The following is a 21450-nucleotide window of genomic DNA, read 5'->3' as shown; positions in this document are numbered from 1 at the left end:
GCTGCCGGTCGTGCCGGGTGCGGCGCCGGGGTGCCTAGCGTGCGTGCCATGAGCGGTGTCGTTGCGGACCGGGAGAGGCTGCCCGTCGTGGTCGGCGTCGGCGACGTGCCGGACGGGCTGCGGGTGATCGACGTCGCGGCCGCCGAGGCCTCGTACCGGGACGTGCCCCTGGAGATCGTGCACGCGAGCCCGGACGCGGTCGCGGGCCGCAGGCTGCTGGAGGTTGCGGCCGGGAACGCCCGCCGGGCCCGGCCGGAACTGAGGGTGTGGACCGAACTGGCCGGGAGGAGCGCGTCCGTCGAGCTGGTCGAGCGGTCGGGGCGCGCGTGCCTGGTGGTGGTCGGCGACCACGGACGGGACACGACCGCGGCGTACCTCGCCCAGCACTGCCGGTGCCCGCTGCTCGTGCATCGCGGGCCGCACGCATGGCACGGGCCGGTGGTCGTGGGCGTTTCCGGGCGGCACAGTGCCACGGTCGGTACGGCCTACGAGGCGGCGTCCCGAGCCGGATCCTTGCTGGTGGCGGTGCACGTGGCGGCACCGGGGGAGTCCGGGGCCGGCCGGCTGGCGGTGTCGCTCGCAGGCTGGACGACCCGGTGGCCCGGCGTCACGACCGAGCGGTTGCTGATCAGCGAGCCCGATGTGGCGTACACCGTCGAGCGCGCCGGCCGCCGCGGCCGCCTGCTGGTGGCCGGGAGAGGGGAGGTGGGGTGGACCGCCGAGCTGATCCACAGCATCTCCGCCGGTAGCCGCGGGATGTGCCCGGTGCTGCTGGTGCCCCCGGGATGGGGTGTCACCCGACCGGGTGGGAACTTTCCCGACCTAGATCACGACTGGAGGGGAAACGCCAGTACACCCGAGCCGAACAGGAACAACGTTGTCCCTTCCTGACCTCACGACATACGCCCCGCACCGGTCGGCAACCGACTGCGGGTTCGAGGGCGTCGCCGTACCCGGGCTGCGCGCCGACTTCTACCGCCGCACCGACGGTGACCGGATCGCCTCGGTCGGCCGCTACTCCTACGACGGCCGCGAGGTGCTGATGGCCTGGGGCTTCACCGACGAGGAGCACTGCCGCCGGCACTCGGTCCACGACCCGGCCGCCGGCTGGCAGCCGGTCGTCGAGGGCTGCCCCGACGTGCGGTTCGTCCGCGACGGCGACGCTCCGGACGCGCCGGTGGTGGGCCTGGAGGTCCGCACGCCCACCGGCGGATGGTTAAGGGCCCAGGGGTGACGGGACGCGGCGCGGGCGGTACGCCGCGCGGAAGAAGCCGCGGACCCGGTTCCCGCCGATGCCCAGGTTGTGGCCGAACGTGGTCGCCCGCGCCGGGGCGCCCGTGTCGAACGCGATGAACGTGTCGTCGCGCCGGCCGCGGTTGGGGTCGTACACCCGCAGCGTGACCCGGTTGCCGATCCGGTTGTAGCCCACCGCCAGCACCTGATGGTTGAGGGCCAGGTCCCGCGGATCCTTGGAGTCGATGGTGACCACGCCGAGCGGTACCGGCACGCCGCTGTCCAGGTCCTTGGAGATCTGCGCCCACTGCACCCGGATCGTGCGCCACGACACGCCGCGCTCGATCAGCACGCGGCGGCCGAGCGCGGTGAAGCTGCTGTCGCCGTCGGGCAGGTTCATCCACTGGTAGTACTGCACGACGCCGGCGGGCAGGTGCCAGGAGTCGATCAGGCGGTCCACCAGGAAGGTGTAGAGCGGGTCGTCCTTCGCCGGGCGCTCGGCGGGCGTGGCCGTACCGGCGTGCCAGAAGTCCAGCGCCGCGAAGACCATGCCGCCGCACAGGCCGCCCTCGGCGTTGCCCACGCCGATGTCGCCGAACGGCGTCGGCAGGGTCACGGCCGGCTGGCGTGGCCACGAGTTGACGAACGCGAACCCGTCGCGGGACGGCAGGAAGGTGCGGGGCATGAGGCTCCTCAGGTGGTGGCCGGGGTGGGCCGGATGTCGTTCGCGGAGCGGACGCTGTTGAGGACGGTCTGGCCCTGCTGGTCGACCAGACGGGTGAACAGCTGCTGGGCGTAGCCGAAGACGAGCGCCCAGGCCAGGATCTGCGCGCTGGTGTCGAGGGCGCTGAGGCCGGGCACGAACTGCCCGCGCATCAGCAGCAGCCCGAGGAACGCGGTGATCGCGCCGGTGGGGAGTTTGAGCACGGCGAGGGCGACCGGCAGCCCGTACCTCTCGGAGGATCCTTTGATGCGGCGGATCGCGGCGGCGGTGGCGACGGCGGCGGCGGTGAGGCCGACGAGTTCGACGATGATCAGGTCCTGGCGGGTGGCGGTGTCGGCGACCACCTCGTCGATGTCGCGTTCCGGGACGCCACCGGGCGGGGTTCCGTCGCTGCCCATCGGCCAGAACGGGTCGGACTGGGCGGTGGGGCACACGGTCGTCGCGACGCCGGCGTCCTCGGGGGTGAAGCAGAGCGGGATGAGGGTCGGCCGGATCAGGCCGAGGAACGCCACGCCGATGGCCAGCAGTCCCATGAGCGCCGCGGTGACCACGACGACGTTGCGGAAGCTGCGCAGCCGTACGTGCTCGCGCAGCGCCGCCGACCCGGCGGACCGGACCGTGGTGACGATCTTGCCGCGCTCGTCGTCGACGCGTTTGAGGTGGTCGCCCTGATCCGCCGGTGCGCCGGCCGGCCGGTCCGGGTCGCCGACGCCGACGCCGCGCGCGATCCGCTCGAACTCCACCCGTGCCGGATCACCGACCGGCAGGTGGCGCTGCACGTGCCGCAGCAGGCAGGGCATCTGCCCGAGGACGTAGTCGGCGGGCGCGATGTTGAGCAGGTGCGCCTCGGCCGCGTCCAGGTTGCTCGACGCGCGTTCCATGAGCGGCCCGTTGCGCAGCAGCCGCATCCTCCGGCGCGGGCTCAGCTTGTCTACGCGGGCGGCCTGGCGGGCCGCTTCGAGATGGCAGCGGATGGCTTCCTGCAGGATCTCGTTGTCCTGGTCCGGGTGGCGGACGCGGACCCAGGCCGCCAGCGCCTCGAGTTCCTTGGCGCGGGTCAGGGTGCCCTCGCGCCAGGCCACCGACACGGGGCCGCCGACCGGCTGGATGTCCGGCGTCGCGGCCGGTGGGGCAGTGTCCATAACCCGAGGGTCGCCGGGCGCGGCGGCGCCGCAATCATGTGACCGACAGTGCCGCCAAACAGTCAGTGCGGGAGGCTGTCGTCGGCCTGAGCCGTGAAGCGGCATTGTCCGGTGCGGCATTCCTGCAGCCTGTCGGTGATCAGCCGACGGGTGCGCCGCAGCTCGCCGATCCTCGTGTCGATGCGGTCGAGGGCGCCTTCGAGCCGCCAGCGTTCGCTGTCGCAGGTGGCGGTGCCGTCGTCATGGGCGTGCAGCATTTCGATGATCTCGTCGAGGGTGAAGCCGAGGTTCTGGAGCATGCGGGCCATGCGGATCCGCTCCACGGTCGAGGCCGGATAGTCCCGGAAGCCCGAGGGCCGGCGGGCCGGCACCGGCACGACACCGCGGCGTTCGTAGAACCGGACGGTGTCGATGGTCACCTCGGCTTCGGACGCCACCTGCCCGATTTTCATGCCCGTCTCCTCTTGACTCTGGACCTGAGTCCAGATTTTAAGCTCGTGGTCGAACCCGGCGCCATCCGAAGACCGAGCAAAGGAGAAACGAGATGCCGAGTGAACCGATCGTGTGCGACCTGACCGGCGCGCGGGACACCGCCGAGGAGCGGATGGCCGAGTACGAGCGGCTGTTCGCGCAGTCGCTGACCGGCCGGGAGCGAACCGAGCAGCAGGTCCGGCTACTGTTCCGCGCCGACGACGGCGTCGAGGCGTGGGTCCGTGACCTGGCCGCCAGGGAGAAGGCCTGCTGCCCGTTCTACGACTTCCGGATCAGCGCTGCCGCCGGTGAGGTCCGGTGGGAGATCGGCCTGGTCGAGGGTGTCGCCGCCGGCGACGAAGACATGGCCCGCACGATGCTGGACGAGTTCTACGATGCGCCGGACAACGTCGCGGGCGGTGTGGCCGGCATGAAGCAGCGGCTCTCTCAGGGCGGGATCGCGGTCACCACGAGCGAGTCCGGGACGGTCATGCGGTTCGACCGCGCGGGCACCGGCGGCGGCGTTCCCGAGGCCTGATCATCGGTCAGTAGCGGCACCTCAGGACCGCGAGGCTGTGCCGCACCAGCGACACCTGGCTGCCCGCCCGGGCCGTCTTGCGCCGTCCCGCCAGCAGCGGGTCCGCGGTGCTGGACACCAGTTCCCAGGTGCGGCCGTACTCCCGGGTCGGCAGGGTGAACGCCACGTCCTCGTCGAGCGGGTTGAACAGCAGCAGGAACGAGTCGTCGCGGATCTCCTCGCCGAGGGCGTCGCGTTCCGGGATGCCGTGGCCGTTGAGGAAGACCGTCATGGTCATGCCGCTGCGGGTGTTCCAGTCCGGCTCGGTCATCGGCTCGCCGTCGCGGCGCAGCCAGGCGATGTCGGGCAGCTTCGAGTCGCCGGCCGGATCGCCGGTGAAGAAGCGCCGGCGCCGGAAGATCGGGTGCTCGGCGCGCAGCTGGAGCAGGCGGCGGACGAAGCCGGTGAGCACGTCGTACTGGCGGGCGTCCTGCCAGTCCATCCAGCTGAGCTCGTTGTCCTGGCAGTACACGTTGTTGTTGCCCTGCTGGGTGCGGCCCAGCTCGTCGCCGTGGGCGATCATCGGCACGCCCTGGCTGAGCAGCAGGGTGGCCAGGTAGTTGCGTTTCTGCCGCTCCCGCAGGGTGACGATCTCGGCGTCGTCGGTCGGGCCCTCGACACCGCAGTTCCACGACCGGTTGTGGCTCTCGCCGTCGCGGTTGCCCTCGCCGTTGGCGTCGTTGTGCTTCTCGTTGTACGACACCAGGTCGTGCAGGGTGAACCCGTCGTGCGCGGTCACGAAGTTGATCGACGCCATGGGGCGCCGGCCGTCGTCCTGATAGAGGTCGGAGCTGCCGGTGAACCGGGAGGCGAACTCGCCGAGGCTGGACGGCTCGCCGCGCCAGAAGTCGCGCACCGAGTCGCGGTACTTGCCGTTCCACTCGGTCCAGTTCGGCGGGAATCCGCCCACCTGGTAACCGCCGTCGCCGACGTCCCACGGTTCGGCGATGAGTTTGACCTGTGACACCACCGGGTCCTGGTTGACCAGGTCGAAGAACGCGGCGAGCCGGTCCACCTCGTGGAACTCGCGGGCCAGGGCGGCGGCCAGGTCGAACCGGAAGCCGTCGACGTGCATCTCGGTGACCCAGTACCGCAGCGAGTCCATGATCAGCCGCAGGGACTCGTGGTGGCGGACGTTGAGGCTGTTCCCGGTTCCGGTGGTGTCGTAGTAGTACTGCTTGTCCTCGTCGACGAGGCGGTAGAAGGCCGGGTTGTCGATGCCTCGGAACGACAGGGTCGGCCCGAGGTGGTTGCCCTCTGCCGTGTGGTTGTAGACGACGTCCAGGATCACCTCGATACCGGCCTGGTGCAGCGCCTTGACCATGGCCTTGAACTCCTGGACCTGCCCGCCGCCCCCGGCGAACGACGCGTACCCGTGGTGCGGGGCGAAGAAGCCGATCGTGTTGTAGCCCCAGTAGTTGCTCAGGCCCCGCTCGTGCAGTGCGCTGTCGTGGACGAACTGGTGCACCGGCATGAGCTCCACCGCCGTGACACCCAGCGACTTCAAGTACTTGATCATGACGGGGTGGGCCAGGCCGGAGTAGGTTCCGCGTACGTCCTCGGGTATGTCCTTGTGGCGGATCGTCATGCCCTTGACGTGCGCTTCGTAGATCACCGTCTCCCACATCGGCACCTTCAGCGGGCGGTCGTTGCCCCAGTCGAAGTACGGGTTGATCACCACGGACTTCGGGGCGAACGGTGCCGAGTCGGCGTCGTTGTACGACTGCGGGTCCCCGAACTCGTAGGAGAACAGCGCCGGATCCCAGCGGTAGTCGCCGTCGATCGCCTTCGCGTACGGGTCCAGCAGCAGCTTGCTCGGATTGCAGCGCAGCCCCCGCGACGGGTCGTAGGGTCCGTGCACGCGGTAGCCGTAGCGCTGGCCCGGCAGCACCCTCGGCAGGTACCCGTGCCAGACCAGCGCCTCGCGCTCCGGCAGGTCGACCCTGGTCTCCGTGCCGTCCTCGTCGAACAGGCACAGTTCGACACGCTCGGCGGCCTCGGAGAAGATCGCGAAGTTGGTACCCCCACCGTCATAGGTGGAACCCAGCGGGTACGGGTTTCCCGGCCAGATATGCATGCGCCCACGATGCCCAATCCGTGCCCGGCTGAAAACGCCCACCCGCTGTGATGCTCGCCCTCAGTTCGCGATCGTGACCCCTTCGAGGATCCGGATCGCCTCCTGTCTCGTCAGCGGCAGGGCCTCCGGGTCCCAGGACATGTCGAGGATCCGCCCGCCGCCGAGGTCCACCTCCAGCCGCGCGCCCTCCGCCAGGTACGTCGCCGGCCGCCCGCCCACGGTCACCTTCTCCGCTGACGGCGGGAACTCGAACGGCTCACCGCCGACGCCGATGCACAGGCCGTAGGGCTGCCGGTTCGCCGCGACGTCGGCGGGCGGCGCCATGCACAGCGAACCCTCGCTGTGGTGCTGCAGCACCATGCCCGGCGGAACGAGACCGGCCACCACCGAGGCCCGCCCGGCCACCGTGCCCGGCCCCAGCCCCCGGGCGAAGCGCAGCACATCGTCCTCGGTGCGTGTCCCGAGGCTCACCACCTGCGCCCAGTCCCCGCCGGCGGCCCGCCACCGCACCCCGACGAAGCGGTCACCGGGCCGCGCGCCGTCGTAGTCGTCCGCGGTCCGAACGGTCGCCGGGCGCCCGCCGACGTCCACGGCGTGCTCCTCGGTGGTCTCGACCTCCCAGTCCGGGGCGATCGGCCCGGTCTCCGCCTGCAGGACCTCCACGTCCCGTTCGTACTTCAGCACCGTGTTGGGGCCCAACACCACCACCTCAGGCGAACCCAGGTCGCCCGGCGCCCAGGACGGCCGCATCGGAAAACCGGGAACGGACCACGGGGGCGGAACGAGGCCGGCCGCCGGCGCGGGCGCGGCCCGTCTCTCCCGGCCGGACAGCACGGCCGGCGCGGCCGCCGCCACGACCAGGGCCAGCGCCGCCGCCGCACCGGCCAGCAGCGCCCGCCGCCGCCCGTCGCGGCGAACGCCGGTACGCACACTCTCCAGCAGGTCCGGCTGCGGCGCCGGTTCCGCGGCCCGGTCACTCAGCACCACTCGCAGGTCGTCTTCCAGGCTCACGATGACGCTCCCTCGGTCATGGACGGGATCAGGTCGGCGCGCAGGCGCGACAGTCCGCGGGCGGCGTGCACCCGTACCGTGCTCGGCGCGCACCGCAGCACCCCGGCGATCTGCCGGTCGTCGAGATCCTCGTAGTAGCGCAGCACCAGCACCGCCCGCTGCGCGCGGGTGAGCAGACCCAGCCGCGCCCACAGGTCGTCGCGGACGGCCTGCTGATCGGCGAAGTCACCGGCCGCGGCCCGCTCACCGGCGACCGCTCCGGGCCGCTCCCCGCTGGATCTGCGGCGCAGCCACGACACGTGCGAGCGCACCAGAGCCGTACGCAGATACCGGTCCGGCTGGTCCGCCTCGATCCGCGACCACCGCCGGTACGCCTTGACCAGCACCTCCTGCACCAGGTCCTCGCCCAGGTGCCGGTCACCGCAGAGCAGGTACGCGAAGCGCCGCAGGGCGTCGCCCCGGGCCCTCACATACTCCTCGAATCCGCTGTGCACCGCCGCTCCCCCCGGTTGGCCACTGTCGATATAGAGGACGCCGCGAGGCTGGGATTCCGCTTACCGGGTAGAACGATGGGGTGCCACGCCGCTACCTCGTCCTCGCGATCTGCTGCATGAGCCTGCTGCTCATCAGTGTGGACGCCACCATCGTGAACATCGCGCTCCCGGCCATCCGCGAGGACCTGGGCACGTCGGTCTCCGGGCTCCAGTGGACGCTTGACGCGTACACCCTGGTCCTGGCCAGCCTGCTGGTCCTCTCCGGCTCGGTGGCCGACCGCGTCGGCCGCCGCCGCGTCTTCCAGATCGGCCTGACCGTCTTCACGGCGGGCTCGCTGCTGTGCAGCGTCGCACCCAGCCTGGGCTGGCTGATCGCCTTCCGCGCGGTGCAGGCCGTCGGCGGCTCGATGCTCAACCCGGTCGCCATGTCGATCATCACGAACACGTTCACCGACGACCGGGAACGCGCCCGCGCCATCGGCGTCTGGGGCGCCGTCAACGGCTTCGGCCTGGCGATCGGCCCGGTGGCCGGCGGCGTGCTGGTGCAGTCGTTCGGCTGGGAGTCGATCTTCTGGATCAACATCCCGGTCGGCGTCGCCGCGTTCCTGCTGACCCGGCGCTTCGTCCCCGAGTCCCGCGCCGTCCACCCGCGCCGCCTCGACCCGGTCGGCCAGGTCCTGGTCTTCGTGCTGCTGGCGGCGCTCACGTACGCGATCATCGAGGGCCCCGCCGCCGGCTGGACCTCGCCGGAGATCCTCGGCGGCTTCGCGCTGAGCGGCGCCGCCCTGGCCGCCCTGCTGCGCTGGGAACCCCGCCGCACCGAGCCCCTGATCGAACTCGGCCTCTTCCGCAGCGCCCCCTTCACCGGAGCCACCCTGATCGCGATCTGCGCGTTCGCCTCCCTGGCCGGCTTCCTGTTCCTGAACACCCTCTACCTGCAGGAGGACCGCGGCCTCACTCCCCTTGAGGCCGGCCTGTTCACCCTCCCACTGGCCGCGATGAACATCCTCGCCTCGCCGATCTCGGGCCGCCTCGTCGCCACCCGCGGCACCCGCCTGCCACTCATCCTGGCCGGCGTCGCGATGACCCTGGGCCTGCTCCCGATGACCTGGGCCGGACCGGACACCGGAGTCTGGCAGCTGTTCGCCGGATACCTCGTCTTCGGCTTCGGCTTCGGCATGGTCAACACCCCGATCACCAACACCGCCGTCTCCGGCATGCCCCGCGCCCGCGCCGGCGTCGCCGCGGCCATCGCCTCCACCAGCCGCCAGGTCGGCACCGCACTCGGCGTCGCGGTCATCGGCGCGGTCATGGCCACCGCCACCGCCGGCACCGCGCACGCCGGCTGGTGGATCATGTGCGGCCTGGGCCTGGCGGTGCTCACCCTGGGCATCTTCAGCACAGGCCGTTGGGCAAGATCAACAGCAATGCATGCGTACGCGAAAAAGCCCACCGACCACCCCGCGACAACCGCCTCGCCGCCGCGCGACTAGTCCTCGACGCAGAAGATGTTGCCCTCGGGGTCCTCCATGACGGTCAGCTCGCCCGGTGTCACGACGGTGGCGCCGAGCTTCTGCAGCCTCACCACCTCGGCGGTGACGTCGCCGCCCGGGGCGCGCAGGTCGAAGTGCATCCGGTTCTTCGCCGTCCTCGGCTCGGGGACGCGCTGGAACCACAGGCTCGGGCCGCCCCAGCCGGGTGCCTCCACGAACGCCTTGGCGCTGGTCGCGTCCGGGTCGAGCTCGCCGCCCAGAGCGGCGGCCCAGAAGCGGGCGACGACCAGGGCGTCGGTGCAGTCGAAGGTGACGCTCTTGACGTACGGGATCACTGGCCGTGCACCGACCGGTACCACTTGATCTTCTCGCGGACGCGTTCCTGCTCCAGCCGCAGCTGCGCGACCTTGTCGTCGATCTCCCGGTCGTGCTCCTCGAGGAGGGCGGCGCGCTGGTCGGCGTTGTCCTCGCCGCCCTGCAGCAGCTCGGCGAAGCGGCGCAGCCGGGCGATCGGCATCCCGGAGTCGCGCAGGCAGCGCAGCAGGCCCAGCCGGCCCAGGTCGTCGTCGGAGAACACCCGCCGGCCGCCGGAGTCGCGCCGGATGCCGTGCAGCAGGCCGATCTTCTCGTAGTAGCGGATCGTGTCGATGCTGACCCCGATCCGGTCCGCCGCCTCGCCAGGTTTGTACGGCACGTGCTGCCTCCCCGAAAGTTCCACCACAGCTTGACCTGGAGCGCGCTCCAGCACCCAGGCTATCGGTCATGGCAACGGAGATTTCGATCGTCCTCGGCGCGCTGGCGTTCGGCACGCGGGTGGACGAGGCACAGTCGGCGGACCTTCTCGACCAGTTCACCGACCTGGGCGGAACGTGGATCGACACGGCGAACAACTACTCCTGGTGGATCGACGAGAGCGGCCTCGGCGGCCAGAGCGAGACGATCATCGGGCGGTGGCTGAGCAAGCGGCCCGGGATGCGCACGCGAGTGCTCCTCAGCACCAAGGCGGGTGCGGAGCCGACGGTGCCGGGCGGTTACCCGCAGCACGTGGAAGGACTGTCCGCGCCGGCGCTGCGCGGTGCGCTCGCGGCAAGCCTGGAGCGGCTGCAGACCGGGGCGGTCGACCTGTACTGGGCGCACATCGAGGACCGGTCGGTGCCCCTCGAGGAGACGGTCGAGGCGCTCGGCGGGTTCGTGGCCGACGGGCGGGTGGCGCGGCTCGGCGCGTCGAACCATCCGGCGTGGCGGGTCGAGCAGGCCCGGCAGATCGCGGCGGCGCGGGGGCTGACCGGGTACACGACCATGCAACTGCGCTGGTCCTATCTTCAGCCGCTGCCGGGTGTGGCGCTGCCGCAGAGCGGTCACGTGCACGCGACGCCGGAGACGTTCGACTACGTCGAAGCCACGGGGCAGTGGCTGTGGGCCTACAACACGCTGCTCGACGGCGGGTACACCCGCGCGGACCGGCCGCTGCCGTCGGCCTACGACCACCCGGGTACGGTGCGGCGGCTCGCCGCGCTGGACGAGGTGGCGGGCGAACTGGGCGCGACCCGCAACCAGGTGGTGCTGGCGTGGCTGGCCGGCGGCCCGGCGCGGGTGTCACCGATCGTCGGCGTGACGACAGCCGCCCAGATCAGCGAGGCGATGGGCGCCCGAGCCCTGTCCCTCACCGACAACCAGCGCTCCCGCCTCCACGCAGCCGCCTGACCCACCAGCCGCGTGTGGAGTTGTGGTGCGTGGGTGGGCCGTACTCCACACGCCGGGTGGTCGGAGTGGTCGTGTGTGGAGTTGGGGTGCGGACGGGGGCCGTACTCCACACGCCGGGTGGTCGGAGTGGTCGTGTGTGGAGTTGGGGTGCGGACGGGGGCCGTACTCCACACGCCGGGTGGTCGGTGTCGTTGCGTGTGGAGTTGGGTGCGTGGGTGGGCCGTACTCCACACGCCGGGTGGTCGGAGTGGCCGTGTGTGGAGTTGGGGTGCGTACGGGGGCCGTACTCCACACGCTGGGTGGTTGGGGTGGTTGTGTGTGGAGTTGGGGTGTGGACGGGGGCCGAACTCCACACGCGTTAGGGCTGGTACGGGGGTGCTACGCCCCAGCCCCAGTGGGGGACCGGGGCGTCCGGTGGAGGGGTGGCACCGGGCTGGGAGTTGGCGAGGGCCAGCCGGGTGCCCCACTCGATGTAGCCCATGAACGCCGCCCGGAACTCCGGGTCGTCCGGCAGCCCGACCTCGTCGGCCGCGTCCACGAGCAGGTTCACCCAGCGCCGCCGCTGCGCCTCGGTGATGCCCTTGCCCAGGTGGTGGGCGAGCATGTTCGGGTAGCCGCCGCGCTCTGTGGTGTACCGGTCGGGGCCGCCGAACACCTCGGCCAGCCACATCGCGACGTGACGTGGGTGGCCGGGATCCATGTTGGCGAACAGCGGCCCGATCACGTCGTCGGCCACCACGAGCTGGTAGAACCGCTCGGTCAGCCGTTCGAGCGCCGCGGAGCCGCCCGCCCATTCGTAGAGGGTGGGAACAGTCATACGGCCACCTTCGTAATGTTGTAATTAGACTTACGCCATTGCAGCATAGCGGCGGACGCCAGCACCAGCAGCCCGCCGGCCAGCTGTACGCCGGTCAGTGACTCGCCCAGGACAAGGCCGGCCAGGGTCATCGTCACCACCGGCTCGAAGGTGGACAGGATCGCGGCCGTGGACGGGCCGGTGCGGCGCAGCCCGGCAAAGAACGTGACGATCGCGCACACCGTCGAGACCAGCGCGATGCAGGCCACCCAGAGCCAGCCGCGCGCGGTGAACCCGAGATCCACGCCGCCGGTCACCGCGGCGCGCGTGCCCAGGGCGAGGGTCGCGCCGGTCATCACCAGCGCGGACAGCGTCAGTGGCGGCATCGTGTGCACGACCCGGTCGGCGACCATGATGTACACGGTGTAGGTGACCGCCGACCCGAGCGCCGCCAGCACGCCGGCGAGGCTGAGCGCGACGGCGCCGGTGCCGGCCAGCACCAGCAGGGTGCCGCAGGACGCGGCGACCAGGGCGGTTCCGCGCGCCCGGGTCAGCCGGTCCCGGCCGAGCAGTACAGCAGCCACCGTCACCAGGATCGGGTAGGTGTAGAAGATCAGCGACAGCAGTGCGGCGTCCATCAGCTGCAGGGCGGTGAAGTAGAGGGTCGCCTGTAGCGCGTACCCCCAGGCTCCCAGACCCACCGCGATGAGCAACGCCCGTCGCCCGGGCCGCGCACCCGGTTGCAGGGGGATCAGCGCACTGAGCGCGAAGGCCGCGAGGCCGAAGCGGACCAGCAGCAGTGCGCCGGGGGAGACGCCGGCGTCGAAGGCCAGCTTGCCGAAGATCGCCATCGCGCCGAAGCAGGCGGCCGAGACGAGGCAGAGGAGCGGTCCCATGCCTCCAGCGTCGGGCCCGGCAACCGTTCAGGTCCAGTGATGATTCGTGGAGCTGATTCGTTAGGATAAGTGGATGGTCGAGCTGGATCTGCGCCGCCTGCGCTTCCTGCGCGAGTTCGAGGAGCGCGGCACGCTCGGTGCGGTCGCGGAGGCGCTCGGCTACAGCCCGTCGGCGGTGTCGCAGCAGCTGACGCTGCTGGAGAAGGAGGCCGGGACGCCGCTGTTCGCCAAGGCCGGGCGAGGCGTGCGGCTCACCGACGCGGGCCGGCTGCTGGCCCGGCACGCGAGCATTCTGCTGGGTGCGGCGGAGGCGGCGCGCGCCGATCTTGCGGCATTGGCAGAAGAGGTACGCGGAAGCGTGCGCGCCGGCGGCGTGCAGTCCGCGGCGAGGCGCCTGCTGGTCCCGGCCGTCGCCGCCACCACGGCCGCTCACCCGCGGGTCCGGCTGGAGATCTCCGAGCTGGAGCTGGAACAGGCCCTGCCCGGCCTGCGCCTCGGCAGCGTCGACCTGGTGATCAGCGACGAGTACGACGGTCATCCCCGGCCCCGCCCGCCCGGCCTGCGCTTCGACCCGCTGCTGTCCGAGCAGCTGAAGCTCGTGCTGCCCGCCGATCACCGGCTGGCGGCGCCCGGCGGCCCGGGGCCCGGTGGCGCGGGGCCTGGCGGAGCGGTGGCCGGTGGAGCGGTGGCCGGTGGGGCGGTGCCGGTTGCGGCGCTGCGTGACGCCGTGTGGGCGACCTCGGAGGAGACGACCGGGCACCACGCCATGCTGGTCGGCACGTGCCGCTCGCTCGGCGGGTTCGAGCCCGACATCCGGCACCGCTCCGGCGACGCCGACGTCCAGCTCGAGCTGGTCCGGCTCACCGGCGCCGTGGCGCTGCTGCCGGCCATGACACTGCCCGTGGACGACCCGGCGCTGGCCGTGCGCGACGTCGCGGAGACCCGGCTCGGCCGGCGGCTGTTCCTCGTCACCCGTGACGGGCCGCGCTCACCCGCCCTCACGGCCTTTGTGGACGCGGTCGTGGCGGCCAGCCGTCGACTGTGACCACGCCCGGGTGGTCGATCAGGAACGACGCCACCCGGTCCTGCGCCACCGCGGTGAAGAACCTGCCGGTGGCGGGAGGAAGCTTCTCACCGAGGTATTTGCCCCTCTCGAACAGCGCGCTGCCGGGCAGGTCGATCGAGCGTACCTCCGTGATCCTGATGTCTTTGAGCTCGGCGGCCCAGGCGGCGGCTGTGTGGCCGCCGCCGAGGAACGTCAGGTCCTTGCCGGCGGCGCTGATGACCGAGGCCAGCTTCTCCGGGTGTTTGCGCAGCTTCTTCGCCACCGCGGTGAGGAACTGGCGCTGGTGACGCTGGCGGTCGTAGTCCGAGCGCGGCAGGCCGTAACGCTGCCGCAGGAAGTCGAGGGCCTCCCACGGTTCGAGGCGCACCGGCTTGTCGCTCTTCGGGTAAATCTTCTGCGGTCCGGTGTACGGGCGCAGGCAGTTGTGGTCGCCGCGGCACTCGGGCAGGCGGTCGCGGGCGGTGCCGTCGGGCCTGCGGTGCTCGGAGACGACGTCCTGGTCGATGGCCATGCGGATCCCGCCGAGCGCGCCGACGATCTTCGTGAAGCCGCCGAACGTGACCACGGCACCGGCGTCGAACTTCGCGATCCCGGTGACCTGCCCGACGGTGCGGGACAGCAGCTCGTAGCCCTGTTCGGCGCTGGGGTCCCGGCCCGGGGTGACGCTGCCCAGCGCCATCGCCGCGTTGATCTTCCGGCGCTCGGCGGCGGTGCCGGACGGCGCGAAGGCGGGAATCCGCACGACCAGGTCGCGGGGCAGGGAGAAGAGGTACGCGCCGTCGCGGTCGGCGGGGATGTGCGCCACGATGATCGAGTCGGCGAGCGGGATCGTGTGCGTGCCGCGCGGGTCGATGCCGACCAGCAGCAGGTTGATCGGCCCGTCGATGCCCTGCGGCACGGCGGCGTGCGCGCCGGTGGCGGTGATCAGCAGCAGACATCCGGCCGCGATTCGCAGCAGCGCTTTCCCCGGCTTGCGCACGTGTTCCCGCCCTCCCGTTTCGGTCAACGGGCGGATGATTCCACGGCTCCGGATGCTTATGGGTGGTTTTGCGCCGAGTGCCCTTCTCAGGAGGCCAGCGGGACCGTACCGAACTCCGCCTCGAACGCCTCGGCGGTCATCGGGCGGCCGAAGTGGTAGCCCTGGGCGAGGGTGTACCCGGCCCGGTGCAACCGCGCGGCCTGGTCGGCGGTCTCCACGCCCTCGGCGACCGCCTCGATGCCGAAGTCGGTGGTGAAGCCGATGATGTTCCGGACGATGATCGCGCCGGGTCCGTCGGCGGTGTCGCCGCTGACGAACGACTTGTCGACCTTCAGCACGTCGACCGGCACGGTGAGCAGCAGGCTCAGCGAGGAGTGCCCGGTGCCGAAGTCGTCCAGGGCGATGCGCAGCCCGAGTGCCCGCAACCGGTGCAACTGGTCGGCGGCGGTCTCGGCGTTGAGCACCGCGGTCTCGGTCACCTCGATCAGCAGCCGGGCGGGGTCGGCGCCGGTCTCGCGGACCGTGGCGGCGACCGCGTCGGCGAACCCGGGGTCGGCGAGCTGGCGGGCGGAGACGTTGACGCTGATCCGCCCGGGTGCGGCCGGGCCGTACCGGCGCGACCAGCCGGCACTCTGCCGGCAGGCCTGTTCGAGCACCCACGCCCCGATCTCGTTGATGACGCCGATGCGCTCGGCCACCGGGATGAACACGTCCGGTGGCACGAGCCCGCGCTCGGGGTGCCGCCAGCGCAACAGGGCCTCGGCGCCGGCCGGCACGCCGTCCGGCAGGCTCACGATCGGCTGGTAGACGAGGAAGAACTCCCCGTTGCCCAGCGCCTGGCGCAGGTCGGCGGCGAGCCGGGCGGCGTCGTCGGCCGCCCGGTCCATGCCCGGGTCGAACCACTGCCAGCGGTCGCCGCCGCCCGCCTTCGCGGCGTACATGGCCACGTCGGCGCGGCGCAGCAGCTCGGCCGGGTCGTCGCCGTCGCGGGCGGTGGTGATGCCCACGCTCGCGGCGGCGACCACGGCGGTGCCGTCCAGGTCGGCCGGCTGCCCGACCATGCCGACCAGGCGGTCCAGCAGGGCGGGCAGATCGCCGGTGCCCGGCAGGATGATCGCGAACTCGTCGCCGCCCAGGCGGGTGAGCCGGCCGCCGGCGCCGAGCACGGCGGCGAGGCGGTGGCTCGTCTCCCGGATCAGCAGGTCGCCGACACGATGTCCGAGGCGGTCGTTGACCGCCTTGAAGTCGTCCAGGTCCAGCAGGGCGACGTGGAACGTGGCGCCCTCGGCGAGCAGCTGCCCGGCGCGCTCGTCGAACAGCGCCCGGTTGCCGGCGCCGGTGAGGCTGTCGTGGTTGGCCTGATGAGCCAGCCGGTCCTGCAGCCGGTGGTTGTCGCGCAGCACGATGATCTGCCGGATCACCACGAGCGCGGTGAGCGCCACGGCGATGACCTCCATGATGCGGGTCTGCGCGGTGTCACCGGGCTGGGTGGCCAGCAGCAGGGTGTCGGTGACGGCGACGGCGAGGTACGGCACGACGCTGATACGCCGGCGCGACGGCCGCGGCCGGGGCTCCCGGGCACCGGCCCGCTGCTGGCTGACGGCCGCCAGGTGGACGCTGGCCGCGGCCAGGGGCACCGCGATCAGGCTGCTGGACAGGTACGGCCGGTCGACCAGCAGCGGCGACAAACTGCCGAAACAGCCGCTGACCGCGCTGCCGGTCGCCAGGATGTACGTGGCGCGCCGGTCGAGGCGACCGGCACCGGCGAAGGCGACCTTCACGAACGTGGCCATCGAAAGCCCGGCCACCACCGTGATCACGAGCATCGCGGCGGCGCCACCGGTCTGCGCGATCCACTGCTGGTGGTTGCGCAGCGAGAAGTGCCAGACCAGCGCGCCGACCGTGAGCAGCACGATGCCGGCGTCGAGGCCGAAGCGGATCCAGTCGGCGCGGCTGCGCTGCCAGGACGGCAGGCGCAGCAGGGCGAACAGCACCACGGCCAGGACAGACACGTACCCGGCGATGGTGACCGCGCCGATCCGCTGGGACGGCTCCGGACCGCCGACCGCGTCGGCGATGTTGGCGAGGATCGCGGCGGTGAACAGCGCGCACGCCAGCGTGAGGTGCCGCCAGAAGCGGCGGGTGCCGGCGTCGAGCCCCGGTGCCCGGCTCGCCGCCAGGCACGCCTGACCGGCCAGCACCGCTCCCACCGGGACCGGCAGCCAGCCGACGACCGGATGGGCCCAGACGTGCACGAACCCGACGGCCAGCCAGGCGCCGCAGAACAGCACGATCGCCGACGTGCAGAACAGCAGCAGAGCACCGGTACGGCCGGTCGGCTGTGCTGGCACGCCTTTCCCTCCGTCCGCTCGCTGGTCGACGGTCTGTAACGTCGGCTCTTTCGCGAGCGGGCTGAGGGAACGCGCTAGACGGCTTCGCCCATCCGCCGGCGCAGCTTGGCCAGGGCCTTCGCGAGCAGGCGCGAGACGTGCATCTGGGAGATGCCGATCTGCTCGGCGATCTCGGTCTGGGTCAGGTTGCCGTAGAACCGCAGGCTGATGATCTTCTGCTCGCGTTCGTCGAGCGCGGCGATCGCCGGGCCCAGCGCGATGCGCAGCTCGGCGAGCTCGAACGCGGAGTCCTCCTCGCCGAGCGTGTCGGCCAGGGTGCTGCTGCCGTCGGCGTTGGCCGGCGTCGACAGGCTGGTCGAGTTGTACGCGCGGGCACCCTCCAGCCCTTCGAGCACCTCCTCCTCGGAGATGCCGAGGTGGGCGGCGATGTCCGCGACCGTCGCGGAGCGGCCCAGCGTGTGCGTCAGCGAGCTGTTCGCAGCGGTGATCGCCAGGCGCAGCTCCTGCAGGCGGCGCGGCACCCGGATCGACCAGGTGCGGTCGCGGAAGTGCCGCTTGAGCTCGCCCACGATCGTCGGGATGGCGAAGCTGGCGAACTCGCTGCCGTGGCCGGCGTCGAACCGGTCGACCGCCTTGATCAGGCCCATCACGGCGACCTGGTGCAGGTCGTCGGCCGGCTCCCCGCGCCCGGCGTAGCGGTTGGCGAGGTGCCGGGCGAGCGGGAGCCACGCCTCGATCGCCTGGTCCCGCAGGCTCGGCCGGGACGGGTGCCCGGCCGGCAGGTCCGTCATGGCCGCGATCAACTCACTGGCCCGGTCGGTGGTCGCTGTGGCGGTCATGGAGGCTCCTCGCGTCTGCAAAACTTGCTGCGAGGCAACTAATGTCCGGCCCTTCGCCGATTCAAACCCCTCTCACCTCACCAGGTGAATTCCGGCCCACGGATGGTGCCGCCGGGCAGCAGCGGCCGGCCGGTGTACTCCCAGGTCTGCACCACGACGTACGTGTACCCGTGCGGCGCCTGCAGATCGCCCGGCCCGCACTCGTGCTTGATCGCGAAGTCGGTGAACATCAGTCCCCGGCACCGGTACGGGCCCGACACGATCTCGTCGGTGGCGGCGTCGTGCACCGACAGCGAGATGTCGACCTGGATCCCCGGCGCCGCCTCCATCGAGCCCATCACGCGGATCGCCGGGCCCAGCGCGTGGCACGGCTGGGCCAGCACCGGATGGCCGAGATCCCACGAGTACTTCTCGCCGCACCGCCACGGGCCGAACGCCACCTTGCCGCCGGCTCGGCCCGGTCCCACGGTGGCGCCGATCTGCCCCGGCCCGGCCGTGATCCCGATCCCGGCCGGGCCGGCCGCCGCCTCCGAGCGCCGGCCGCCGGTGCCGGCGGCGCCGCTCCCGCCGGCCGGCGGGGCCATCGAGGTGACGCCCGCGTCGCTGCCGGAGACGGCCGGCGCGGGCGGCTGCGCTGAGGCTCCGGCCACCGCGGACGGTGCCACGGCGGCGGCACCCGCTCCGCCCGGCCCGGCCGGCGGTGTGGCGACGGCCTGCGCCGGGCGGGACTGCGCGTCCCGCAGCTGCCAGGCGTGGTAGCCGCCCGCGCCGGCGGTGAGCGAGCCGGCGAGCATGGCCACCACCAGACCGTGCCTGCCCCAGAGCCAGGTGCGCGGGCCGTTGCGGCGCCGTTTGCGCGGCGGGCGGTTCAGTCCGGGCCGGGGCATGCCGGTGGAGAGCAGGCCCCGCGGCTCAGTGGGCATCGTGTCGTTGCGTACCGGCAGTGCCGGCACGCCGGCCGTGCGGCGCGCGAGCCGGCGGAACGTCTCCTGCAGTTCGGCGGCCGCCGGGCGCCGCTGCGGGTCCTTGTCGAGGCACTCCTCGATCACCTCCCACACCTCGCCGGGCATGCCGGCCGGGCGCGCGGGCGGGTCGTTGAGGTGGCCCTGCAGCACCGCGAACGGCTCTCCGGTGAACGGGGTGCGGCCGCAGACCAGCTCGTACAGGGTGATGCCGAGCGCGTACACGTCGGCCGAGGGTGCGGCTTCACCACCGCTGACCGTCTCGGGCGCCATGTAGTGCGGCGTTCCGATGATCGCGTGCGGGGTGGTGAGCCCGGCCGCGTCGAGCACCCGGGCGATGCCGAAGTCGGTCAGGCGTACCTCCGCGTCCTCGCCCGGACCGCTCAGCAGGATGTTGTCGGGTTTGACGTCGCGGTGCACCACGCCCAGCGCGTGCGCCTCGGTGAGCGCCGCCGCGACCTGCGCCAGCAGGCGCGTGGCGTCCGCTGCCGGCAGCGTGCCGGACGCGCGCAGCCGGTCCCGCAGGCTGCCGCCGGCCACGAAGTCCATCACCAGGCCGATCGACTCGCCGACGCTGAACAGGTCGCGCACGCCGACGATGTTCTCGTGCCGCACCATCATCAGGATGGTCCGCTCCTGCACGAAGCGGGTGACCAGCTTGGGCTGCCGCAGCAGGCCCTCGTGCAGCAGCTTCACGGCGACCTGCTCGCCGGTGGACCGGTCGACGCCACGCCACACCGTGCCGGTGGCGCCCTGCCCCACCGGGCAGACCAGGACGTAGGAGTTGCCGACACAGCGGTTGCTGAGATCGACGGTGCCGGGCTCCCCGGACGATGACGGGGAGCCGGAACCGGTGAGAGAGGGGGACGAGTGCACGTTGGCCTTCCGCGACGAAGGGGATCGAAGCGACGCCGATCGTCACGGTGACGGCCGCGGATGGCAACGATTTCACGCCCGAACACCCAGGAAACGGCCATCTTGTCGGCCGGTCGTCACCGGGCGGCGGACGGCTCGTTAGCCCGTTACTCGGTCACGGTCAGCAGCCGTTGCGCTGGCTCGAGACGGCCACGTCGTCGTACCAGAGAGTGTCGGTGCCCTCGCCGTAGCTCTCCCAGCCGAGGCGCAGGTCGGTCAGCGCCGGCCGCCACGTCCGGTTGAGCCACTGGCTGTCGATGTCGTGGGTGGGCACGCCGTCCTCCAGCAGCCCCGGCACCGACGTGTTGTTCAGCCAGGTCTCGATGGTGCCGTCGCGGCCGTCCACCTTGAACTCCACGCAGTTCCACGTGTTCACCGGCAGCGGGGCGGACAGCGCCACACCGGCCGGGCTCTGCTCGGGCAGCGTCGCGTCGTCCGAGGCGCGGTTGAACTGCAGGGCGCCGTTCTGGCCGCCGAAGCGCAGGTCACGGTTGCCGTCCGCGGAGTCGCGCATCGCCACGGTGGTGATGTGCGAGGTGGGGAGGGCGGTGGTGTGGCGTACCCAGTAGCGCACGTACCAGACCGGGCCCGCGGTGCCGAGGATCCGGGTGTTGGCGGCGAAGACGTGGTTGCAGTAACCGGCGGCGCCGTTCACCCGCAGCGAGGTGGATCCGGAGCGGGCGACCGTACGGTCGACGGCCACGGTGCCGGCGCCGCTGCAGTCGGGGGCGGCGATCGACCAGTCGCCGCCCGGTGCCGTGCCGGTCTGCGTCTCGAAGCCGTCGCAGATCGCGGTCGCGACGCAACCCTGCTGCGGCGGTGTCGAGGTCGAGGGCGAGACCGACGGGGACGGGGACGGGGGGTTCGAAGGGCTGGGGGACGACGGGGTGTCGCCGCTGCAGGAGACGCCGTTGAAGGAGAAGGCGGCGGGCTTGGTGTTGGTGCCGGAATACGTCCCCTGGAAGCCGAAGCGGGTGGACGCGCCGGTGGCGAGGGCGCCGTTCCAGCCCACGCTGGCGGCGGTCACGTCGCTGCCGGTCTGGGTGACCGTGGCGTTCCAGCCGTTGGTGACGCGCTGGTCGCCGGCGAACCGCCAGGACAGCGTCCAGGAGGTCACCGGCGCGCCGCCGTTGGTGACCTGCACGTCGGCGGTGAAACCGCTGGACCACTGGTTGACGGTCCAGTCGACGGTGCAGGCCGGCGCGGCGGTCACCGCGGGCGCCCGCAGCACCACGAACCCGGTGCCGGCCAGCGCGGCCGCCACCACCATCGGAATCAGTCGACGTCGCACGGCTCGTTACCTCCTCCAGGTCTGGGAGCGCTCCCAAACATTGAGGAATGTAACTATCTTCCGGTGGCCGCGTCCAGTTCCTGGAGCAGGTCGTGCGCGGCCAGCTCGACATCCTTGTGGTGCCACTCGGCGGCCCGGTAGACACAGGCGATCAGCCCGGAGCGGTGCAGGCGGCGGAAATCCCCGTAGCCGAACGCGTACCGCGCCTTGGTCTCGTCCGTGGCGCCGTCGGTGAGGGCGAGGTGCCACCGGGCGTAGTCGTCCCAGGAGTGTTTGTCCAGGTAGGTGTTCTCCGCGTCGGCCCGGGGCTGTGCCTCGCCCCAGTCGCTGTCCAGGACGTACTGCTTGGCCTTGATGAGTTCGCGGGCCTTGCGGACGGCCGCGTCGTTGACCAGATACTTCGCCATGCCCGGCTCTGTACCCGAATCC

Annotated in this window: 22 protein-coding genes; 6 read left to right on the top strand and 16 right to left on the bottom strand. The window is 71.9% G+C overall.

Annotated features, from left to right (window positions below):
- The first annotated feature begins 48 nt into the window (after window positions 1-48).
- Both AB0M02_RS39720 and AB0M02_RS39715 read left to right on the top strand, forming a co-directional pair.
- Entirely contained in the window at window positions 49-891 is an 843-nt protein-coding gene (locus AB0M02_RS39720; protein ID WP_364237011.1) for a universal stress protein, read from the top strand.
- Complete coding sequence (locus AB0M02_RS39715) at window positions 878-1234, top strand: hypothetical protein (RefSeq protein ID WP_364237008.1); 357 nt, start codon at window positions 878-880, stop codon at window positions 1232-1234. The genes AB0M02_RS39720 and AB0M02_RS39715 overlap by 14 nt, the downstream gene beginning before the upstream one ends.
- Here AB0M02_RS39715 and AB0M02_RS39710 read toward each other — a convergent pair.
- The 3 genes from AB0M02_RS39710 to AB0M02_RS39700 form a co-directional block, all read right to left on the bottom strand.
- Window positions 1217-1918 (bottom strand): hypothetical protein, encoded by a 702-nt coding sequence (locus tag AB0M02_RS39710; RefSeq protein WP_364237005.1) that lies wholly within the window; start codon window positions 1916-1918, stop codon window positions 1217-1219. The two genes, AB0M02_RS39715 and AB0M02_RS39710, sit on opposite strands and share 18 nt — an antisense overlap.
- Before the next feature lie 8 nt (window positions 1919-1926).
- Window positions 1927-3099, bottom strand: a complete 1173-nt coding sequence (locus AB0M02_RS39705; protein ID WP_364237003.1) for a hypothetical protein — start codon at window positions 3097-3099, stop codon at window positions 1927-1929.
- Window positions 3100-3161: 62 nt separating this feature from the next.
- On the bottom strand, window positions 3162-3551 hold the full coding sequence (locus tag AB0M02_RS39700; protein WP_364237001.1) for a MerR family transcriptional regulator: 390 nt from the start codon (window positions 3549-3551) through the stop codon (window positions 3162-3164).
- A 92-nt stretch (window positions 3552-3643) separates the two neighbouring features.
- Here AB0M02_RS39700 and AB0M02_RS39695 point away from each other — a divergent pair, with 92 nt between their 5' ends.
- Window positions 3644-4108 (top strand): hypothetical protein, encoded by a 465-nt coding sequence (locus AB0M02_RS39695; RefSeq protein ID WP_364236998.1) that lies wholly within the window; start codon window positions 3644-3646, stop codon window positions 4106-4108.
- Between the two features lie 7 nt (window positions 4109-4115).
- Here AB0M02_RS39695 and glgX read toward each other — a convergent pair whose 3' ends face one another.
- Genes glgX through AB0M02_RS39680 form a run of 3 tightly spaced genes read right to left on the bottom strand, consistent with a single transcriptional unit; the run spans window position 4116 to window position 7729 of the window.
- Window positions 4116-6224, bottom strand: coding sequence for a glycogen debranching protein GlgX (glgX, locus tag AB0M02_RS39690; RefSeq protein ID WP_364236995.1), 2109 nt, complete (start codon window positions 6222-6224; stop codon window positions 4116-4118).
- Between the two features lie 60 nt (window positions 6225-6284).
- Complete coding sequence (locus AB0M02_RS39685) at window positions 6285-7235, bottom strand: hypothetical protein (RefSeq protein ID WP_364236993.1); 951 nt, start codon at window positions 7233-7235, stop codon at window positions 6285-6287.
- Window positions 7232-7729, bottom strand: a complete 498-nt coding sequence (locus tag AB0M02_RS39680; protein WP_364236990.1) for a SigE family RNA polymerase sigma factor — start codon at window positions 7727-7729, stop codon at window positions 7232-7234. The genes AB0M02_RS39685 and AB0M02_RS39680 overlap by 4 nt, the downstream gene beginning before the upstream one ends.
- A gap of 80 nt (window positions 7730-7809) precedes the next feature.
- On the opposite strand from AB0M02_RS39680, the gene AB0M02_RS39675 reads away from it, so the two are divergent.
- Window positions 7810-9222, top strand: a complete 1413-nt coding sequence (locus AB0M02_RS39675) for an MFS transporter (protein WP_364236988.1) — start codon at window positions 7810-7812, stop codon at window positions 9220-9222.
- On the opposite strand, the gene AB0M02_RS39670 is transcribed toward AB0M02_RS39675, so the two are convergent.
- Both AB0M02_RS39670 and AB0M02_RS39665 read right to left on the bottom strand, forming a co-directional pair.
- Window positions 9219-9557, bottom strand: coding sequence for a VOC family protein (locus tag AB0M02_RS39670; protein ID WP_364236986.1), 339 nt, complete (start codon window positions 9555-9557; stop codon window positions 9219-9221). The two genes, AB0M02_RS39675 and AB0M02_RS39670, sit on opposite strands and share 4 nt — an antisense overlap.
- Window positions 9554-9916, bottom strand: coding sequence for a MerR family transcriptional regulator (locus AB0M02_RS39665; protein ID WP_364236984.1), 363 nt, complete (start codon window positions 9914-9916; stop codon window positions 9554-9556). The genes AB0M02_RS39670 and AB0M02_RS39665 overlap by 4 nt, the downstream gene beginning before the upstream one ends.
- A 68-nt stretch (window positions 9917-9984) precedes the next feature.
- Between AB0M02_RS39665 and AB0M02_RS39660 the strand changes: the two genes are divergently transcribed.
- Window positions 9985-10926 carry an aldo/keto reductase gene (locus AB0M02_RS39660; RefSeq protein ID WP_364236982.1) on the top strand — a complete coding sequence of 314 codons (942 nt, stop codon included), beginning with the start codon at window positions 9985-9987 and terminating at the stop codon, window positions 10924-10926.
- A gap of 358 nt (window positions 10927-11284) precedes the next feature.
- On the opposite strand, the gene AB0M02_RS39655 is transcribed toward AB0M02_RS39660, so the two are convergent.
- Window positions 11285-11743: a group II truncated hemoglobin gene (locus AB0M02_RS39655; protein ID WP_364236980.1), complete on the bottom strand. Its 459-nt coding sequence runs from the start codon at window positions 11741-11743 to the stop codon at window positions 11285-11287.
- Window positions 11740-12618 (bottom strand): DMT family transporter, encoded by an 879-nt coding sequence (locus AB0M02_RS39650; RefSeq protein WP_364236978.1) that lies wholly within the window; start codon window positions 12616-12618, stop codon window positions 11740-11742. Before AB0M02_RS39650 ends, AB0M02_RS39655 begins: the two co-directional genes overlap by 4 nt.
- A gap of 73 nt (window positions 12619-12691) precedes the next feature.
- On the opposite strand from AB0M02_RS39650, the gene AB0M02_RS39645 reads away from it, so the two are divergent.
- The gene (locus AB0M02_RS39645; RefSeq protein WP_364236976.1) at window positions 12692-13663 is read left to right on the top strand and encodes a LysR family transcriptional regulator; all 972 of its coding nucleotides are present in this window, start codon (window positions 12692-12694) and stop codon (window positions 13661-13663) included.
- Here AB0M02_RS39645 and AB0M02_RS39640 read toward each other — a convergent pair.
- From AB0M02_RS39640 to AB0M02_RS39615, 6 genes are all read right to left on the bottom strand, one after another.
- Window positions 13617-14690, bottom strand: coding sequence for an LCP family protein (locus AB0M02_RS39640; RefSeq protein ID WP_364236973.1), 1074 nt, complete (start codon window positions 14688-14690; stop codon window positions 13617-13619). The genes AB0M02_RS39645 and AB0M02_RS39640 overlap by 47 nt on opposite strands.
- Window positions 14691-14749: 59 nt before the next feature.
- On the bottom strand, window positions 14750-17014 hold the full coding sequence (locus AB0M02_RS39635) for a bifunctional diguanylate cyclase/phosphodiesterase (protein WP_364236972.1): 2265 nt from the start codon (window positions 17012-17014) through the stop codon (window positions 14750-14752).
- A gap of 74 nt (window positions 17015-17088) precedes the next feature.
- Entirely contained in the window at window positions 17089-17853 is a 765-nt protein-coding gene (locus AB0M02_RS39630; protein WP_364236970.1) for a SigB/SigF/SigG family RNA polymerase sigma factor, read from the bottom strand.
- A 77-nt stretch (window positions 17854-17930) separates the two neighbouring features.
- Complete coding sequence (locus AB0M02_RS39625; RefSeq protein WP_364236969.1) at window positions 17931-19691, bottom strand: serine/threonine-protein kinase; 1761 nt, start codon at window positions 19689-19691, stop codon at window positions 17931-17933.
- A 160-nt stretch (window positions 19692-19851) separates the two neighbouring features.
- On the bottom strand, window positions 19852-21021 hold the full coding sequence (locus tag AB0M02_RS39620; protein ID WP_364236966.1) for a cellulose-binding domain-containing protein: 1170 nt from the start codon (window positions 21019-21021) through the stop codon (window positions 19852-19854).
- 53 nt (window positions 21022-21074) lie between these two features.
- Window positions 21075-21428 (bottom strand): hypothetical protein, encoded by a 354-nt coding sequence (locus tag AB0M02_RS39615; protein ID WP_364236964.1) that lies wholly within the window; start codon window positions 21426-21428, stop codon window positions 21075-21077.
- Window positions 21429-21450: the final 22 nt, after the last annotated feature.

The organism is Actinoplanes sp. NPDC051861 (genome assembly GCF_040681145.1).
In the GTDB taxonomy this organism is placed as follows: Bacteria; Actinomycetota; Actinomycetes; order Mycobacteriales; family Micromonosporaceae; genus Actinoplanes.
The sequence above is the reverse complement of the archived record's forward strand: the minus strand, read 5'-3'. Positions and strand labels throughout refer to the sequence as shown.

Coding starts and splice junctions, on each gene's coding strand:
- AB0M02_RS39720 (WP_364237011.1), top strand. CDS start 49: ATGAGCGGTGTCGTTGCGGACCGGGAGAGGCTGCCCGTCGTGGTCGGC.
- AB0M02_RS39710 (WP_364237005.1), bottom strand. CDS start 1,918: ATGCCCCGCACCTTCCTGCCGTCCCGCGACGGGTTCGCGTTCGTCAAC.
- AB0M02_RS39705 (WP_364237003.1), bottom strand. CDS start 3,099: ATGGACACTGCCCCACCGGCCGCGACGCCGGACATCCAGCCGGTCGGC.
- AB0M02_RS39700 (WP_364237001.1), bottom strand. CDS start 3,551: ATGAAAATCGGGCAGGTGGCGTCCGAAGCCGAGGTGACCATCGACACC.
- AB0M02_RS39695 (WP_364236998.1), top strand. CDS start 3,644: ATGCCGAGTGAACCGATCGTGTGCGACCTGACCGGCGCGCGGGACACC.
- glgX (WP_364236995.1), bottom strand. CDS start 6,224: ATGCATATCTGGCCGGGAAACCCGTACCCGCTGGGTTCCACCTATGAC.
- AB0M02_RS39660 (WP_364236982.1), top strand. CDS start 9,985: ATGGCAACGGAGATTTCGATCGTCCTCGGCGCGCTGGCGTTCGGCACG.
- AB0M02_RS39655 (WP_364236980.1), bottom strand. CDS start 11,743: ATGACTGTTCCCACCCTCTACGAATGGGCGGGCGGCTCCGCGGCGCTC.
- AB0M02_RS39650 (WP_364236978.1), bottom strand. CDS start 12,618: ATGGGACCGCTCCTCTGCCTCGTCTCGGCCGCCTGCTTCGGCGCGATG.
- AB0M02_RS39645 (WP_364236976.1), top strand. CDS start 12,692: ATGGTCGAGCTGGATCTGCGCCGCCTGCGCTTCCTGCGCGAGTTCGAG.
- AB0M02_RS39630 (WP_364236970.1), bottom strand. CDS start 17,853: ATGACCGCCACAGCGACCACCGACCGGGCCAGTGAGTTGATCGCGGCC.
- AB0M02_RS39615 (WP_364236964.1), bottom strand. CDS start 21,428: ATGGCGAAGTATCTGGTCAACGACGCGGCCGTCCGCAAGGCCCGCGAA.